The organism is Flavobacterium lacisediminis, from assembly GCF_025909975.1.
GTDB lineage: Bacteria > Bacteroidota > Bacteroidia > Flavobacteriales > Flavobacteriaceae > Flavobacterium > Flavobacterium lacisediminis.
Genome location: NZ_JAPCIO010000004.1, coordinates 231,145 through 247,594 on the forward strand (window position 1 = coordinate 231,145; position 16,450 = coordinate 247,594).

General features: G+C 30.6%; 13 protein-coding genes. 10 read left to right on the top strand and 3 right to left on the bottom strand.

Translation table 11 applies throughout. The features are described 5' to 3' along the window. The first annotated feature begins 199 nt into the window (after positions 1-199). Positions 200-589 carry a tetratricopeptide repeat protein gene (locus OJ995_RS07990; RefSeq protein ID WP_264368935.1) on the top strand — a complete coding sequence of 130 codons (390 nt, stop codon included), beginning with the start codon at positions 200-202 and terminating at the stop codon, positions 587-589. A 59-nt stretch (positions 590-648) separates the two neighbouring features. On the opposite strand, the gene gldA is transcribed toward OJ995_RS07990, so the two are convergent. Next, positions 649-1,554: a gliding motility-associated ABC transporter ATP-binding subunit GldA gene (gldA, locus tag OJ995_RS07995; protein WP_264368936.1), complete on the bottom strand. Its 906-nt coding sequence runs from the start codon at positions 1,552-1,554 to the stop codon at positions 649-651. 268 nt (positions 1,555-1,822) lie between these two features. On the opposite strand from gldA, the gene OJ995_RS08000 reads away from it, so the two are divergent. The 9 genes from OJ995_RS08000 (at position 1,823) to OJ995_RS08040 (ending at position 12,701) form a co-directional block, all read left to right on the top strand. Next, entirely contained in the window at positions 1,823-2,650 is an 828-nt protein-coding gene (locus OJ995_RS08000; RefSeq protein WP_264368937.1) for a prephenate dehydratase, read from the top strand. A gap of 42 nt (positions 2,651-2,692) precedes the next feature. Continuing rightward, complete coding sequence (locus OJ995_RS08005; RefSeq protein WP_264368938.1) at positions 2,693-3,775, top strand: bifunctional 3-deoxy-7-phosphoheptulonate synthase/chorismate mutase type II; 1,083 nt, start codon at positions 2,693-2,695, stop codon at positions 3,773-3,775. Between the two features lie 64 nt (positions 3,776-3,839). Continuing rightward, complete coding sequence (locus OJ995_RS08010) at positions 3,840-5,495, top strand: hypothetical protein (protein WP_264368939.1); 1,656 nt, start codon at positions 3,840-3,842, stop codon at positions 5,493-5,495. Between the two features lie 113 nt (positions 5,496-5,608). Next, positions 5,609-6,586, top strand: a complete 978-nt coding sequence (rsgA, locus tag OJ995_RS08015; RefSeq protein WP_133610411.1) for a ribosome small subunit-dependent GTPase A — start codon at positions 5,609-5,611, stop codon at positions 6,584-6,586. A 24-nt stretch (positions 6,587-6,610) separates the two neighbouring features. Continuing rightward, positions 6,611-7,063, top strand: a complete 453-nt coding sequence (gene dtd / locus OJ995_RS08020; protein WP_264368940.1) for a D-aminoacyl-tRNA deacylase — start codon at positions 6,611-6,613, stop codon at positions 7,061-7,063. A gap of 185 nt (positions 7,064-7,248) precedes the next feature. Then, positions 7,249-7,575, top strand: coding sequence for a nucleotide pyrophosphohydrolase (locus tag OJ995_RS08025; protein ID WP_264368941.1), 327 nt, complete (start codon positions 7,249-7,251; stop codon positions 7,573-7,575). Position 7,576: 1 nt separating this feature from the next. Continuing rightward, positions 7,577-7,903 (top strand): DMT family transporter, encoded by a 327-nt coding sequence (locus OJ995_RS08030; RefSeq protein ID WP_264368942.1) that lies wholly within the window; start codon positions 7,577-7,579, stop codon positions 7,901-7,903. Beyond that, a complete protein-coding gene (aroA, locus tag OJ995_RS08035) occupies positions 7,903-9,144 on the top strand; it encodes a 3-phosphoshikimate 1-carboxyvinyltransferase (RefSeq protein ID WP_264368943.1) in 1,242 nt (413 codons plus the stop codon). The genes OJ995_RS08030 and aroA overlap by 1 nt, the downstream gene beginning before the upstream one ends. A 68-nt stretch (positions 9,145-9,212) precedes the next feature. Next, positions 9,213-12,701 carry a T9SS type B sorting domain-containing protein gene (locus OJ995_RS08040; RefSeq protein ID WP_264368944.1) on the top strand — a complete coding sequence of 1,163 codons (3,489 nt, stop codon included), beginning with the start codon at positions 9,213-9,215 and terminating at the stop codon, positions 12,699-12,701. On the opposite strand, the gene OJ995_RS08045 is transcribed toward OJ995_RS08040, so the two are convergent. Then, the gene (locus OJ995_RS08045; protein WP_264368945.1) at positions 12,698-13,444 is read right to left on the bottom strand and encodes a LytR/AlgR family response regulator transcription factor; all 747 of its coding nucleotides are present in this window, start codon (positions 13,442-13,444) and stop codon (positions 12,698-12,700) included. The two genes, OJ995_RS08040 and OJ995_RS08045, sit on opposite strands and share 4 nt — an antisense overlap. A gap of 1 nt (position 13,445) precedes the next feature. Next, entirely contained in the window at positions 13,446-16,304 is a 2,859-nt protein-coding gene (locus OJ995_RS08050; RefSeq protein ID WP_264368946.1) for a sensor histidine kinase, read from the bottom strand. Positions 16,305-16,450: the final 146 nt, after the last annotated feature.

Consider the following 16,450-nt stretch of genomic DNA (forward strand, 5'->3'; position numbering starts at 1 on the left):
TTATGAAATCTGAGTTTTTTCAGTTAAAATGAGTTGATTCTTTGTTTTTTTGTTTATTTATCGTTCTTATTTTTAATATATTTTTATAAATAATGTTAAAATATTAAATCAAATATTAATATTTTAAATATTTATTGCGAATTAAATTTGTGAGTGTTGTTTTTTTGTTGTAATTTCATAGAAATAAATCTCAGTTATTATGAAGAAAATAGTACTTACTTTCGTAGTTTTATTCGTGGCTCAATTGGGCTTTTCGGGTGAGTTGGACTCTATCTTAAATAAAGCTAGAGTATTAACAGAGAAAAAGAATTATTCTGAGGCAATTAGAGAGTATGAAAATTACATTAAATTGTCAAAAGGTGAAAATTTAAAAGACGTTTATATAGAAGTAGCCAATTGTTATTTCTATCAAAATAAAAAGGAAACTGCTGTAAATTACATAAAAGATGCCATTTCAAAGTATGGCTTTACAGAAGAGGATTTTATTTACAGTTCTATTTTGGATGAAAAATTGTCATCGTACGCGCTTTCTGTAGTTTATGACGATTATTTCAAGTTAAGAAAAAAGTATTTGGCAACATTGAATTAGTTTATTTTAGCCAAAGCTTTTTGAAATCTCCTTACAGGTTTATTTGTAAGGAGATTTTTTTATTTCTTCTTAGCTGTTTTCTCTCTGAAAATTTGCTCCAAGTTTTTGCTTTTCAATACAATTTGTAGCGTTCTCAAATTATTGGCTTGAGCAAAATCAAATAACGCTGGTCGCATATCTGTTGATGTAGTAAAAGTAAGTTCCCAAACTAAATCATGTGTATTTTTTGCCGATTTTAAATTTGGTAAAGCCACAAAATCAGATTCAGAAACTTTTTTATCAAATTCTACTTCGATAATTTGTTCTGCTTCTTCGGCAACTAAATTGTTTAGTTTTTTATCCGTAACTATTTTTCCTTTATCGATAATGATAATTCTATCGCAAATAGCTTCTACTTCTTGCATAATATGTGTTGATAGAAAAACCGTTTTGTCTTTTCCAATGTTTTTAATCAAATCACGAATTTCAACCAACTGATTTGGATCTAAACCTGTTGTGGGTTCATCTAAAATCATAACATCAGGATTATGTAATAAAGCCGTTGCTAATCCTACACGTTGACGATAGCCTTTAGAAAGTTCGCCAATTTTCTTATGACTTTCAGGTGTTAATCCTGTCAAAGCAATTACTTCATCAATTCTCGATTTGGCAACTTTATGTAAATCGGCATTAAAAGCTAAATATTCTCTCACATATAAATCCAAATACAACGGATTATGTTCTGGTAAATACCCAACCGACTTCTGCACTTCTTTTTGAGCTGAAGTTACATCATGTTCGTTTACAATAGCTGCTCCGCTATCGGCTGTTAAATAAGTAGTTAAAATTTTCATCAAGGTTGATTTTCCGGCACCATTTGGACCTAAAAAACCTACGATTTCTCCTTTTTTTACGGAAAAACTAATATTGTCTAACGCTTTTTGGTCTCCGTAATTTTTTGAAATATTTTGAACTTCTATCGACATATGATGTAAATTTTAGCAAAAGTAACTTTTTTTAAAAGAACTCAAATTTATTTAAAAAAGTATTTCGTTTTCATTTTTTTTATTACTTTAGCAGAATCAAATAACAAAGAGCACAATGCTTAACAATAGTACATTTTTCTTTAACAATTCTTTTTATTTCTTCTGGAGACAGTTAAGGGGTTGTTGTGCTATTATATAAATCAAAGAAATTTATTTTATAAACATACAATCCCGATGCAAATCGGGATTTTTTTTTTGCTCATATATTATGGAAATTAAAGTCGCAATTCAGGGAATTCAAGGGTCGTTTCATCACCAAGTAGCACATCGTTATTTTGGTGAAGCAATTGGTTTGGATGAATGTGTTACATTTAGAGATGTAGCTAATAGTTTAAAAAATAACCAGTCAGACAAAGCTATTATGGCGATTGAAAACTCAATTGCGGGAGCCATTTTGCCTAATTATGCCTTAATCGATTCATACGATTTACACATTATAGGAGAGCATTTTTTAGACATACACATGAATTTGATGGTGTTTCCTGGGCAAACTATTGAAGAAATTCAAGAAGTGCATTCGCATCCAATTGCTTTGTTGCAATGTGCTAATTTTTTTAGTCAATATCCGCATATAAAGTTGGTTGAAAGTTCAGACACTGCAATTGCGGCAAAACGAATTCAGGAAAATCAATTAAAAGGAATCGGTGCTCTTGGCGGACCAGTTGCGGCTGAAATTTATAATTTGGAAATCATTGCAAATGGAATTCACACCGTAAAAAGTAATAAAACACGTTTTGTAGTTTTAAAAGCATCCAACAAAGAAATTCCGAAAGATCTCATCAATAAAGCTTCAGTAAAATTTGAGTTGGATGATACGCCGGGTTCATTGGCAACGGTTTTAAATGTGATGAATAATTGCAAATTGAATCTAACGAAAATTCAATCACTTCCTATAATTGAAACGCCTTTTACTTATGCCTTTTTTGTGGACGTGGTTTTTGAAAAATACAAACATTTTGAAAAGGCAAAAAAAGTAATGGAAATCATGACAACGCATTTCAAGGTTTTGGGCGAATATGAAAAGAGTAAACAATAATAAATTAAGAATAAATAGTAATTTTACAGTGAATTAAGGATTATGGAAAATAAAAAAGAATTACGCACTTGGTTAGATGATTTTCAATTAAATCATCCACTTGTAATTGCAGGACCTTGTAGTACAGAAACCGAAGAACAAGTTTTAAAAATAGCACACGAATTAAAGAATTCTGATGTTTCGATTTTCCGAGCGGGAATTTGGAAACCTCGCACACGTCCGGGTGGATTTGAAGGTGTGGGAGAAATCGGATTGAAATGGATGCAAAAGGCCAAAGCTGAAACTGGTTTATTAATGGCAACAGAAGTCGCAACGGCTGCTCACGTCAAATTAGCATTGGAGCACGATATTGATGTATTATGGATTGGCGCCAGAACCACTGTAAATCCATTTGCCGTTCAAGAAATTGCAGATGCTTTGCAAGGAACTGATAAAATCGTGTTATTAAAAAATCCAGTAAATCCTGATTTATCTTTATGGATTGGTGGTTTAGAGCGATTATATAATGCGAATATCAAGAAATTAGGTGTAATTCATAGAGGATTTTCTACTTACGAAAAAACAAAATACCGCAATAATCCCGAATGGCAAATAGCGATTGATTTACAAAATCGTTTTCCTGATTTACCGTTAATTTGTGATCCTTCGCACATTACAGGAAAGCGCGATATGATTCAAGAAGTGTCGCAACAAGCCTTAGATTTGAATTACGACGGATTAATTATTGAAACTCATATTGATCCAGACAATGCTTGGAGTGATGCAGCCCAACAAGTAACACCAGAAACATTAAAGCAAATGTTCATTAATTTACGCGTTAGAAAAGTGTCAGATGATGAAAGCGAATACAACCAAAAAATGGCAAAATTGCGTATGCAAATTGATGAATTTGATGGAAAACTATTAGAGATTTTGGGTAACCGAATGAAAGTAGCCGATAAAATAGGTTTGCTTAAAAAGGAAAAAAATGTAGCTATTTTACAAAACCAACGTTGGAATGAAATTTTAGGCAAAATGATTTTAGAAGGTGAAGAAAAAGGATTGAGTAACGAATTTGTAATGCATTTGTTTAAGGCGATACACCAGGAAAGTATTAGTCATCAAGAAAAAGTGATTAATAAGTAAATTTTTACTGAAAATATTCTTACATTTTTTGTAATATCGCGCCACAAATCTTTAATACTAAATAATGAAAAAAATTAATCTGTTTTTATTTGCCTTTGTTCTTGGGATTCAATTTTTAGTTGCTCAAAACAAAATTGATAAAGTGTCTTTAACTTATGGAGAAGAGTTAGCTGATGACAAACAAAAAATCGTTAAAATCGTTGGAGAGTCTAATAACAAAATCTTTGCTTTAGCTATAAAAGGGAAAGATGATTATTTTATAAAAATATTTGAATCGGGTTCAATGAAACTTGTTTCGTCTAACCCAATTGTAATACCTCAGATTAGCGATAAAGAAGTTGATTTTGAAGAAATTTTTCTTTTGAATGATAACTTGTATGTAATTGGTAGTGTATATAACAAAAAAGATAAAATTTTTAATTTAGTAGCTACACAAGTTTCAGATAAAGGTGTTTTAAGTAAATCTCCTGTAGTCTTATTTGATGCTGAAGTTGCAAAAAAATCAAGCAGAGGTGATTTTTATTTTAAATTATCTCCAGATGAAGGTGCTTTGTTAGTTATGCATACTTCATTATTTTCAAAAGAAGATGCTGTTAAATATGAAGTAAAATTGTTTGATGACAAAATGGGAACTTTGTTCTCAAATGCTGAAAAAGTTAAGTTTGATGACAGTAAGAAAGATTATGAATTTACAATTTCTGATTTTGAAGTTAATTTTCAAGATGATGTTTTTTTAGTTGTTAATGAAAGTTATAGAGATTCAAAAAAGAAAGAACAAATTGAAAAATTTGAAATCCACGCTTTTAAAAGAAATAATGGATACAAAAAAGAAATCGTGAATATTGATATCAAAGGAAAAGAGATAATCAATTGTAAAATGATTTCTACAAATAAAAACACTTTAAAAATTGTTGGTTTTTATTCTAGTGTAAGAGAAAACGGAAAAGCAAATAAAGAACTTAAAGGAGTTTACAATGCTACAATAGATTTAAGTACTAATTCTTCTAATGCGGTTAAGTTTAACGAGTTTGATTATGCAACAAAAGTTAAGCTTTTGGGTGAAAGAAGAGCGAAAAAAGGAAAAGACGTTAAACCTTATTATAATATTACAACTATCATTGAAAAAAATGATGGTGGTTTAATTGTTTTGTCTGAATTACAATTTGTTTATGTAGGTCAAAGTTCAGGTATAGGTCCACTAGCAGCAACACCTGTAACTTATACTAAAAACGAAATTATCATTACAAGTTTAAAAGCTGATGGTACATTTGAATGGGGTAATGTTTTACCAAAAGAACAGTCTGCAACTGTAACTACATTGTCAATTGGATTTGGAATGGCAGGAGGTAATGGTAGTTTTGCTGTTGGCGGATCAATTCAAATTCCTTTAACTCAATTAGGTAAAGGTCCTGAGTATTTAGGTGCAATTCCAATTTACAAAAACGGAGTACTTAATTTACTATTTAATGACAATGTTAAAAATAAAGGGATTACCAATATAGACGATATTAGATCGTTAGGTAATTATAACAATGCAGTTCCGGCTTTATTTATCTTCGACTCAAATGGAAATATGACACGAAAAGATCCTGAAGAAGTTATTAAAAATGAATTAGTATTACGCCCTGGTGTTTACTATAGAAAATCAGATAAAGAGTTTATCGTTTATTCTTCAAGAAAAAGTAAAGATAAGTTAGGAAGAATGATTTTAGAAGATTAAAAATCTAAAAGGCTGCTATAAAGTAGCCTTTTTTATTGCCTAAATTTTGAATAGAAAAACTATCTTTGCAATATATAACGAAGTTGAATTAAACTTCTAATTTCTAACTTTGAATGACAGGAATCGTTTATAAATCTACCGGAAGTTGGTACACCATTAAAACTGAAAATGGTGACTTTTTGGAATGCCGTATAAAAGGTAAATTTAGAATGAAAGGCATCAAAAGTACCAATCCTATTGCCGTTGGCGATATCGTAGATTATGATATTGAAAATACTACAGATGAAACGACAGGAGTAATTACGGCAATCCACGACAGAAAAAATTACATTGTTAGAAAATCAGTAAACTTATCGCATCAAATGCATATTATTGCTTCTAATATTGATGTCGTTTTTTTATTGGTAACCATCAATAATCCACCAACTACAACCAGTTTTATTGACCGATTTTTAGTTACAGCAGAAGCCTACGGAATCGAAGCTGTCATCGTTTTTAATAAAATTGATACGTTTGATGACCCAACATTAGACGAACAATTATATTTACAACATGTTTATTCTTCAATCGGTTACAAATGTTTACGGGTTTCTGCAAAAGATGGAAAAGGAATTGACGAACTAAAAGCGTTAATGAAAGACAGGGTTTCTATGTTTTCAGGACATTCTGGCGTCGGAAAATCTACTTTGGTAAATACTTTAGAACCAGGTTTGAATTTAAAAACCAAACAAATTTCGGAATCACACGCACAAGGAAAACATACCACAACGTTTGCTGAAATGTTTGATTTATCTTTTGGAGCGCAAATTATCGATACGCCAGGGATTCGTGGTTTTGGAATTGTTGACATGGAAAAACAAGAAATAGGAGATTATTTTCCGGAATTTTTTGCTTTGAAAGATCAATGTAAATTCAATAACTGTTTACATAAAGACGAACCACATTGCGCTATTAAAAAAGCGTTAGAAAACGATGAAATTTCATGGTCGCGTTATAAAAGTTATACCCAAATTTTAGAGGGTGACGAAGAGCAATATCGTGCGGATATTTATGATGCTGAAAGAAGAGCAAGCGACGAAACGAGAAAGTAAAAAATAAAAAGAATCAAGTAAGAAGTGAAAGCAGTAATTCAACGAGTTTCCGAATCTTCAGTTACTATTAACAGCGAAATTGTTGCTCAAATTCAACAAGGCTTATTAGTTTTAGTTGGGATTGAAGACTCCGATAATCAAGAAGATATCGTTTGGTTAACTTCTAAAATAGCCAATTTAAGAATTTTTGAAGACGAAAGCGAAGTAATGAATTTGTCGTTAAAAGATATTGATGGTGAAATGATTGTTGTCAGTCAGTTCACATTACATGCTCTTACCAAAAAAGGAAATCGACCAAGTTACATCAAAGCATCAAAACCAGAAATTGCAATTCCGCTTTACGAATCTTTCGTACAACAAATGGAAATAGAATTAGGTAAAAAAATACAAACCGGACAATTTGGAGCCGATATGAAAGTTGGTTTGGTTAATGATGGGCCAGTAACTATTATAATTGATACGAAAAATAAAGAATAATAAATCAAGTATGGATTATAAAAAATTTTTGTTAGAATTTCTTTTCAATGGATTGATTGCGACTTCATTGTCCTTCTTTTTCATTTACCATGACTGGAATAAATCGCTTATTTTTGGTTTAGGTTTCGGATTGTTAATGGCAGTTTTTTATAGGTTTATCTTGCCAAGATTTAAAAAGAAATAATATGGATTTAAAAAATGCACAGCTCGACGTTGATAATTGGATTAAAGAACATGGAGTTCGTTATTTCAATGAATTAACAAATATGGCTCAGCTAACAGAAGAAGTAGGTGAAGTAGCTCGAATTATTGCACGTCGTTATGGCGAACAATCAGAAAAAGAAAGTGATAAAAACAAAGACCTTGGCGAAGAATTGGCTGATGTAGTTTTTGTGGTTTTATGTTTGGCTAATCAAACTGGTGTAGATTTACAAGCTGCTTTTGATAAAAAAATGGATTTAAAAACTAAGCGAGATCACGACCGTCATCACAACAACGATAAATTGAAATAAATTGAACTGGATTTTACTCATAATCGCTGGTTTATTCGAAGTAGGTTTTGCTACTTGCCTTGGAAAAGCAAAAGAATCGACAGGAAACATTTCCCTTTTTTGGTACGGAGGTTTTTTGGTTTGTCTTTCAATCAGTATGATTTTGTTAGTAAAAGCAACCAAAGAATTACCTATCGGAACCGCTTATGCCGTTTGGACAGGTATTGGAGCTGTGGGTAGTGTTTTAATAGGAATCATCGTTTTTAAAGAACCCGCTACGTTTTGGCGTGTGTTTTTCATGACTACATTAATTTTATCAATTGTTGGATTAAAAATAGTTACCAAATAATGAATTTATTACTTAAATCATCTAGCATCAAGCATCCAGCACCCATCAAAATCACTGGTTCCAAGTCAGAAACCAATAGATTGTTGCTATTGCAAGCGTTATATCCAAATTTAGTTTTGGATAACACATCTAATTCCGATGATTCTGAAGTTATGTTGAAAGCATTGCAAAACTTCCAACTTCCAACTTCCAACTTCCAACTTGTAGATGTTCATCACGCAGGAACAGCCATGCGATTTTTAACTGCTTATTTTTCCATCCAAGAAGGAAAAGAAGTGGTTTTAACTGGTTCTTCCAGAATGAAAGAGCGTCCAATTAAAATTTTGGTAGAAGCTTTAAATCAATTGGGAGCTGATATAAGTTATGAAGAAAATGAAGGTTTTCCACCAATAAAAATTATTGGAAAGAAATTGATTCAAAACAAAGTTTCGCTTCCTGCAAATGTGAGTAGCCAATATATTTCAGCTTTATTGTTGATTGCACCTAAATTAGAAAATGGTTTAGAATTAACTCTTGAAGGTGAAATCACATCCGTTCCATACATAAAAATGACTTTGACTTTGTTGAATGAAATAGGAGTAAAGACTTCTTTTGTTGGAAATAAAATTTCTGTAAAACCACAATTCACAATTCACAATTCACAATTCACAATTGAGTCCGATTGGAGTTCGGCTTCCTATTGGTATTCCATTGTTGCCTTGTCTGAAATAGGTTTTCAAGTTACACTTTTTAGTTATAAAAAAAATAGTTTACAAGGAGATAGCGCTTTGGCAAACATTTACAAAGATTTTGGAGTTGAAACAGTTTTTAATGAAGACAATTCTATTACTATTACCAAAACAAAAAATCATCAATTATTAATTGTTAACTATCAATTAAATAATTGTCCTGATATTGCTCAAACAATTGCTGTGACTTGCTTTGGATTAGGAATAGGTTGTCATCTAACAGGATTACACACTTTAAAAATCAAAGAAACAGATAGATTAGAAGCTTTAAAAACAGAACTAACAAAGTTAGGCGCAACAATTTCAGTTACTAATGAAAGCCTGACATTAGAGGCCTCAAATCATATTAATGAAAACATTGCTATCGATACTTATCAAGATCACAGAATGGCTATGGCTTTTGCTCCGTTAGCATTGAAAATTTCTTTGACTATTAATCAAGCAGAAGTAGTTTCAAAATCGTATCCTGATTTTTGGGAAGATTTGGGAAGTGTTGGTTTTAATATTGTTTAAGAAAAATAGTACTTTTAAGCAACCTTTTTTTCTAAATTGCATCTAATAAAGTAATAACTCTATCTTTAATGAGGAAATTTGTAGTTTTTTTTTTACTTATTTGTCAGTTTGGGTTTTCTCAGCTAAGTGATTTTACTCTAAGTGTAGTAGTTTCTCATGAAACATGCCAAGGTAATGGTGTGCTAAATTTCTCAGTTCAAAATACAAGTCCTGGTGCTACAATTACATATTCTGTTTATTTAGCTTCAAATTTGATTAATCCTATTAGTGTTACACAAAGTAATTCATTGGCAGGATTGAACGCTGGTAATTATGTGGTGATTGCAACACAATATTTAAATGGAGATTCTAATTCCACGCAACAACAAGCTACAATCAATAATAATTTAAATCCTTTAACATTTATTATCACAGAGCAAAATGTTAAATGTGGAAATGATGGGGTTTTAACAGCAACAGTTACATCTGGAATTCCAGTAAGCTATGAAATAATTTCAGGACCTGTGATATTCTCTCCCCAGACATCAAATGTGTTTTCTGGGTTGCCAGTTGGGAATTATGCAATTCGAGTTTTTGACAATTGTGGTAACGGAGTTGTAAATAGTTTTGCTCTTACACAACAATATACTCCTGTACTTTTATATAGTGAAATAGATTCAAATTTAACTTGTAATACTGTTACAATTGGTGTTGAAGGAAACTTTTCGAATTCAAATCTTGCTTTTCCATTGCAACTTGAAATTATTGTTTATCCTCCAAATAATGGAACACCAATTATATACTCACAAACAATTGCAACTCCATTTCCTTTTGCAGTAGAACAAGTAATTCAAAGGTTTGATGGAGATTATTATTACGATATTAGAGTGGTTGACCGTTGTGGAATAGAAACAAGGAAAAATCAAAATTTATTGAATAAGGATTTGAAATTAAATTTTGATATTTTCTCCGGATGTGTAGCTAAACTACAATTATTGGTTGAAAATGCAGTAGCGAATTATACCATTAATTTTATAAGTACTCCTTCAAATTTTAACCCTTCTTTTTCATACAATTATCACCCAGGACCATACACAATTAACGATCCTCTTTTTCAAAATGCATATGATGGAATTTATACTATTCAAATTATAGATTCTTGTAATAAGATTGTAACGAGAAGTATTACCGTTCAAAATCCTGAAATTCCGATTGAACGTTTTGTATCAAGTGATGGATGTGGTACAATAAGTTTTTTTTCAAATCCTATTTCAGATATTTCATTTATTTCTGTTCACTTGATTTCAGCACCTGCAACATATACAGGTGTAGTCCCTTCTGATTTGTCGAGTTTTATTATAACAATAACAAACGCTCAAAATTTAACTAGTAGTAGCTGGACCAATTTAGGGTATGTACCTGGAGTTTATGTGTTTCAAATATTAGATTCATGTGGTAATCTACATAATTTAACTATAACGGTCCCTCCAGCGGTTCCTGGTGGATTTTATTCATACCAGTATCCAGGATGCGATATTGGAATGGGTTCTGTAAATGGTAATTTTGCTGGAAGTGGGGGAAATATTTATAGAATTGGTAGTATAAAAGTAATTACGGCTCCAAGTAATTTTCCATTTCCATTGCCTTATGAAATAACGGATTTTTCTAATAGTTCGTTTAATTTAATAAATGTTCCTCAAGGCGATTATACTATCCAAATGACAAATACTTGCGGTAATGTTCAAACGAATATAATAAATGTAGTTGGATATTATGAAAACGAAACCTCATTAATAGTGGATCAATTATGTAGTTCATTTAATTTTATTTTTGAGCATCAAGGAAATGGAGTTTCTATTCGATATGGTCTGCAAAAGCTAGATGATGCAACAGGAAATTGGGTTAACCCAATCAATGGGGAACAAATCATCAACAATGTAATAACAGGAAGTAATTTTTATTCAATTAATCATAATTCATATAACAATAACCTTCCCTTTACAGGAAAATTTAGAATTATTAAAGTATATAGTAAGCTTCCTGCAGGAACAAATTGTATTAGAATAATTAAAGAGTTTGAAGTGCTTAGAAATCCTAAAATTGTAGATTATGACATTATAAATTGCACCGATGGGCAAACGATCGTTTCTTTAGAAGCCATAGGAATAGGCCAATTGATTTATAGAATTGTAAGAAAAGAAAATATCTCATATATTGTAAACAATGGGACAGACAATGTTTTTTTAAATTTAACACCTGCCTTATATGATTTTGAAGTTGAAGATGCTTGTGGAAATGTTTTAACACAACAAATCCAGATTTTAGATAATGTTCCAATGCAAGTCATCCCTAATTTATGTGAAAATCAATTGTCAACTTTGTCATTACCTAATTTTGCTTTTTTACAATATGAATGGTGGAAAGATGGAAGTCCGTCAGTAATTCTAAGTAATTCCAATGTTTTAACTTTTAATCCTTTTAATTTTGTTTCAGATGGAGGAATTTATTATGTCAGAATTACACATATAGGAAGACCCAATTCTTGTTTAAATAGTATTATATCTTATACCATTTCTAATCAATTAGAGAATCCACAAGCGGGTTTAGATACCACGGTTAATTTTTGTAATTCAAGAAGTGTTTTAAATTTAAATAACTATTTGTCAGGGACTTTTAATACAAATGGAACTTGGACAGAAATTACATCATCAAATAGCATTGTAAATAATGGGATTTGGAATGCCACATCCGTTCCTTTTGGGTCTTATCAATTTAAGTATGAAGTTTCAGGTTTTTGTTCTGTAATCGATAATGCCATTATAACAATTAATCTAAATGAAAAACCGGTCCTAAATATTGCGACTAATTTTTACGAATTGTGTTCTGGAGAAAACTTGCTTATCGATTCTGGAGTAGGTGATTCTAATTTCGATTTTCTTTGGACGGGTCCAAACGGATTTACATCAACAGATGAAGTTATTCAAATTAATACAATCCAAGATAATTCAGAAGGAACCTATAGTTTATTGGTAAGTAATAATGGTTGTAATTCAGATGTTTTTGATTTTACAGTTAAGGTTAATACAGTTCTTGACTTTTATATTGAAGAAACTTGTCAAAATAATGTCAAAACACTAACTGCTATTCCAATAAATGGTAGTTTTAATCTTGATGAAATTCAGTTTATTTGGACTGGTCCAAACGGATTTACAAGTGCAATCAACCCGATACAATTACAGGGACAAACTACTGGTAATTATGATGTAACCATTCAAAATAATACCTGTCAAATTTCAAAAAGTATTGTAGTTGAGAGTTTAGCGTGTTCTATTCCTTCAGGAGTTTCGTCAAATGGTGATGGGTTAAATGACTTCTTTGATTTGTCAGGATTTGATGTTGATAATTTAAAAATATTCAATCGTTACGGAAGAGAAGTGTATTCTAAAGAGGATTATGAAAGAGAATGGTATGGTCAAGATTTTAACGGACATATGTTACCAGCAGCAACTTATTATTATTATGTAAAGTTGGCTGATGGAGTTGAAAAAACGGGTTGGGTTTACCTTACAATAGATTAACGTTTTATAATCTGAATTTGATCTAAGATTTGTTGAGCTTTATCTGGAGAAACTGGAATTTGAGCTTTATTCTCTAATTCAATACTTCCACCATCTGATTTATTGAAAGCTACTACGAAGTTAAAATTTACGATATACGATTTATGAATACGCAAAAATCGTGAATCGGAGCATAAAATATCTTCGAAATTCTTTAAGTTTCGACTTACTAATTGTTTGCTGCCATCACTACAAAAAACTTCTGAATAAGCGCCTTCACCTTTGATATACATGATTTTATCGGTATCTAAAAATAACAATGTATTACCAGACGGAACGGCTATTTTTGTTAAGGTTTCTTGTTGCAAATTTTCTTTAAAAGCTCTAAAATTTTCAAAACGTTGTTTTTGTTTGGCAACTCGTTCAACGGCTTCGGCTAATTCTTCTGGAATTATAGGTTTTAATAAATAATCAACAGCAGAAAATTTGAATGCCTTTAAAGCATATTCGTTATAAGCTGTAGTAAAAATAATAGAGAAATTAACTTCATTTTCATCGAAGAAATCTAATAATTCTAAACCACTATGTCCAGGCATTTCAATGTCTAATAACACAATATCAGGTTGGTGTTTTCTGATTGCTTTTACGCCTTCTGGCAAGTTTTCGCATTCAGCAACTATAGTAACTTGAGGGCAATATTCTTTTAAAAGTAACGATAAGGAAACTCTGGCTCTTTTTTCGTCGTCTATAATAATGGCTTTCATTTTAATACGTAATAGGAATTTCTATAATTACTTTTGTACCTAAAGATTGCTCATTTTTATTGAATTTATCGTCAAAATTAATGGCAATATTTTTTTGTTTGTATTGATTCAGTAAGGCAATTCGATTTTGTATGGCTTCGGTTGCAAACGACAAATGATCTTTGTTTTTTATGGCATTTAATTCGGCGCTTTTTTGACGTCCAATCCCGTTGTCATCAATTGTGATTTTTAAAGAATCAAATATGCGTTCAAAATCGATAGTCAGCTTCTTTTCACCTTTTTTATGTAGCAAGCCATGTTTAACGGCATTTTCTACATAAGGTTGTAATAACATCGATGGAATTTTGATATTATCAATGTCAATGCCATAGGCAATGTTAATTTCGTAGCTAAAATCTTCATCAAAACGTGCTTTTTCAATGTCTAAATACAAGCCTAAAGTTTTAATTTCTTCAGAAAGTGTAATATTTTCTTTCTCACTCATTTCCAAAATTGTTCGGGTCAATGTTGAAAATTTTGATAAATAAGAAACGGCCTGTTTTTTGTCATTAGATAAAATATAAGACTGAATGGTGTTAAGCGCATTGTAAAAGAAATGCGGATTCATTTGCGACTTGATCGCTTTTAATTTCGATTGGTTTAAATTCTTTTCTAAATTAACTTTATCTAATAAAAGCTGATTTTTCTTTTCTATTTTCTGAATCTGATATTTATAAAACGTATACAATAGCGCTATGATAATCAAACTCATGTAAATCAAGAAAAACGTATTCAGCCAAAATGGCTTGTTGATTTTAAAATCGATTTGCTTTATTTTAGTTTCATAATTGGCATCGATTTTTAAAAACAAATTATAATCACCTGGTGAAAGCGATGATAAAATAAGGTTTTTATTATCGGCATCTAAACGGTTCCAATTGCCGTCATTTATTTTGTATAAGACACTCTTTTTTTCGTTTGGAATAAAAGAAAGCACCGAAAAGTTTACTGTTATATCATTTTGATTGTATTCTAACTCGCTTAGATTGTTTTCTTTGTAAAGAATTCCATTGACTTTAATTTCATTAATGATTAATTCGGGTTTTGCGAATTCTTTATTTTTAAATTTATTCTTAACGATAATTCCTTTAGAGGTAGCAAAATAAATTTGGTCTTTAACTATTGCAACATCGGTAACTTCTAAATCGCTTGTTAATGGTAAAATTTTGCGATAATTGTTTTTAATTAAGTTGTATTCAATTATTCCGTTTGTGGTAAAAATGAAAATAGAATTTTCCTGAATTTTAAATTTGGTGAAGCGTTCTTTCAGGTGTTTTTCAAATATAGAAACTTTTGTTACCGTATTTTTCGAATCGATTTTATACAATTCTTCACTAGTAGATAAAGCATAAACGGTATTTTTATAGGATTGTAAGTTGGTAACATAAAGTGTTTTGTTTTGAAATTTTATTTCGTTAACTCCGTTTAAATTCACAAATTTTAAGCCCATATTAGTTGCATAATAAATGCAATTATTTTCAGGATTAAATGCTGTAGATTTCCCGTTAGATTTAATTAAAGCACTTTCATTAAAATTTAAAGATGCGTTTAAATTTTTATTATGTAAATTATCCCATTTGCTTTTTTTATTACTAACTTTAAACAAGCCACAAATTCCACTAGCTGCAAAAGAGTAATAGGTGTCGTCAATTTTTTTGATATCTTTTACAGCAAAAGATTTTTCGTTTGAAACAATATTTTGATTGTTTAAAATTTTAAATTTTGATGAAGTAAAATAGATGTTTTTTTCTTTTTCGTTTCCAATAATTTGGTTGATAGGATGGTTGCTGTTGTTTTTGTAAACAGTATTTACTGATAAATCGTTTAATTGTAATCCAAAAATAAGATCGTTTTCGGTGCCTATCAAAAGCTGATTGTCATATGATGAAAAAACGGTTGGTTTAGGAGATAAAGGAATAAAATTATTTTTAAAATCTTGAATAAATAACAAGCCACTATTAACTGTTGAAATCCAATAATTTTGTTGTTTATCTTTAAAAATATAGGAAACATTAAAGTCGGAAAAGTAAGTCGTTGCTTTTTCATTTTCATATTTTATAATTCCGTTTGGAGTACACAACCAAGGCGCATTATCAATTATGGCTAAATTTTGTATAAAATCGAAAGAACTATTGAACTTCTTTTTTGAAAGTTGATTTTCCTTGTAGGTGTAATAATAATTTGAAAATTTCGAAACGACAAAAAATTCATTATTTAATTCTTGAATAATTGGTACTTCTAGTGTTTTTCTAAAATCTTCTGTTAGAGGATAGGTTTTTATTTTATTTGGATAGTCAATTTCGTAAATATGCTCTCCAACAAAGTAAAATTTTGAATTGGAAGTATAGGTAGCTCGAATATATTCGTCTTTAAGAGGATAGGTATAAACCAATTGCAATGTTTTTAAATCATAAACGGCTACACTTTTAGTTTGAATTAAAAAAAGTTTGTCTTTAATTATACCAAATTTTATGTAACCCACAGATTCTTTTTGAGGTAAGTTTTTTAACTCGCCATTTTCAACGTAATACAAGTAGCCATCAAAGTTACTGTACCAAATTCTTCCAAAACTATCTTCGTTTATACACGAACCCGATTTTGATGTTTGAGTATCAGAAGTATAGGTTTTAAAAACACTTCCGTCATAACGGCACAATCCTTTACCTGTTGCAAACCACATAAAGCCTTTACTGTCTTGGAAAATATCATAAACACTATTAGAAGGTAATCCATTAGTTCTGTCAATACTGTAATAATAAGGGTTTTGCCCAAAGGTGATTTGGGTAAAAAGTAGCAACAATATGATTTTTAGAAACTTCAATTAGTATTGATTTATAACAAATATAGGAAATAAAGGAATATGGATTAAACTCAGTTAATGAAACCCTCTTTTTAATTAACGAAATCGATTTTAATTGTTTTTTAGGCTTGATTTTTCGTTAACTGAAAAAGGGATTTGGTAAACTC

Coding starts and splice junctions, on each gene's coding strand:
- OJ995_RS07990 (WP_264368935.1), top strand. CDS start 200: ATGAAGAAAATAGTACTTACTTTCGTAGTTTTATTCGTGGCTCAATTG.
- gldA (WP_264368936.1), bottom strand. CDS start 1,554: ATGTCGATAGAAGTTCAAAATATTTCAAAAAATTACGGAGACCAAAAA.
- OJ995_RS08000 (WP_264368937.1), top strand. CDS start 1,823: ATGGAAATTAAAGTCGCAATTCAGGGAATTCAAGGGTCGTTTCATCAC.
- OJ995_RS08005 (WP_264368938.1), top strand. CDS start 2,693: ATGGAAAATAAAAAAGAATTACGCACTTGGTTAGATGATTTTCAATTA.
- OJ995_RS08010 (WP_264368939.1), top strand. CDS start 3,840: ATGAAAAAAATTAATCTGTTTTTATTTGCCTTTGTTCTTGGGATTCAA.
- rsgA (WP_133610411.1), top strand. CDS start 5,609: ATGACAGGAATCGTTTATAAATCTACCGGAAGTTGGTACACCATTAAA.
- OJ995_RS08025 (WP_264368941.1), top strand. CDS start 7,249: ATGGATTTAAAAAATGCACAGCTCGACGTTGATAATTGGATTAAAGAA.
- aroA (WP_264368943.1), top strand. CDS start 7,903: ATGAATTTATTACTTAAATCATCTAGCATCAAGCATCCAGCACCCATC.
- OJ995_RS08040 (WP_264368944.1), top strand. CDS start 9,213: ATGAGGAAATTTGTAGTTTTTTTTTTACTTATTTGTCAGTTTGGGTTT.
- OJ995_RS08045 (WP_264368945.1), bottom strand. CDS start 13,444: ATGAAAGCCATTATTATAGACGACGAAAAAAGAGCCAGAGTTTCCTTA.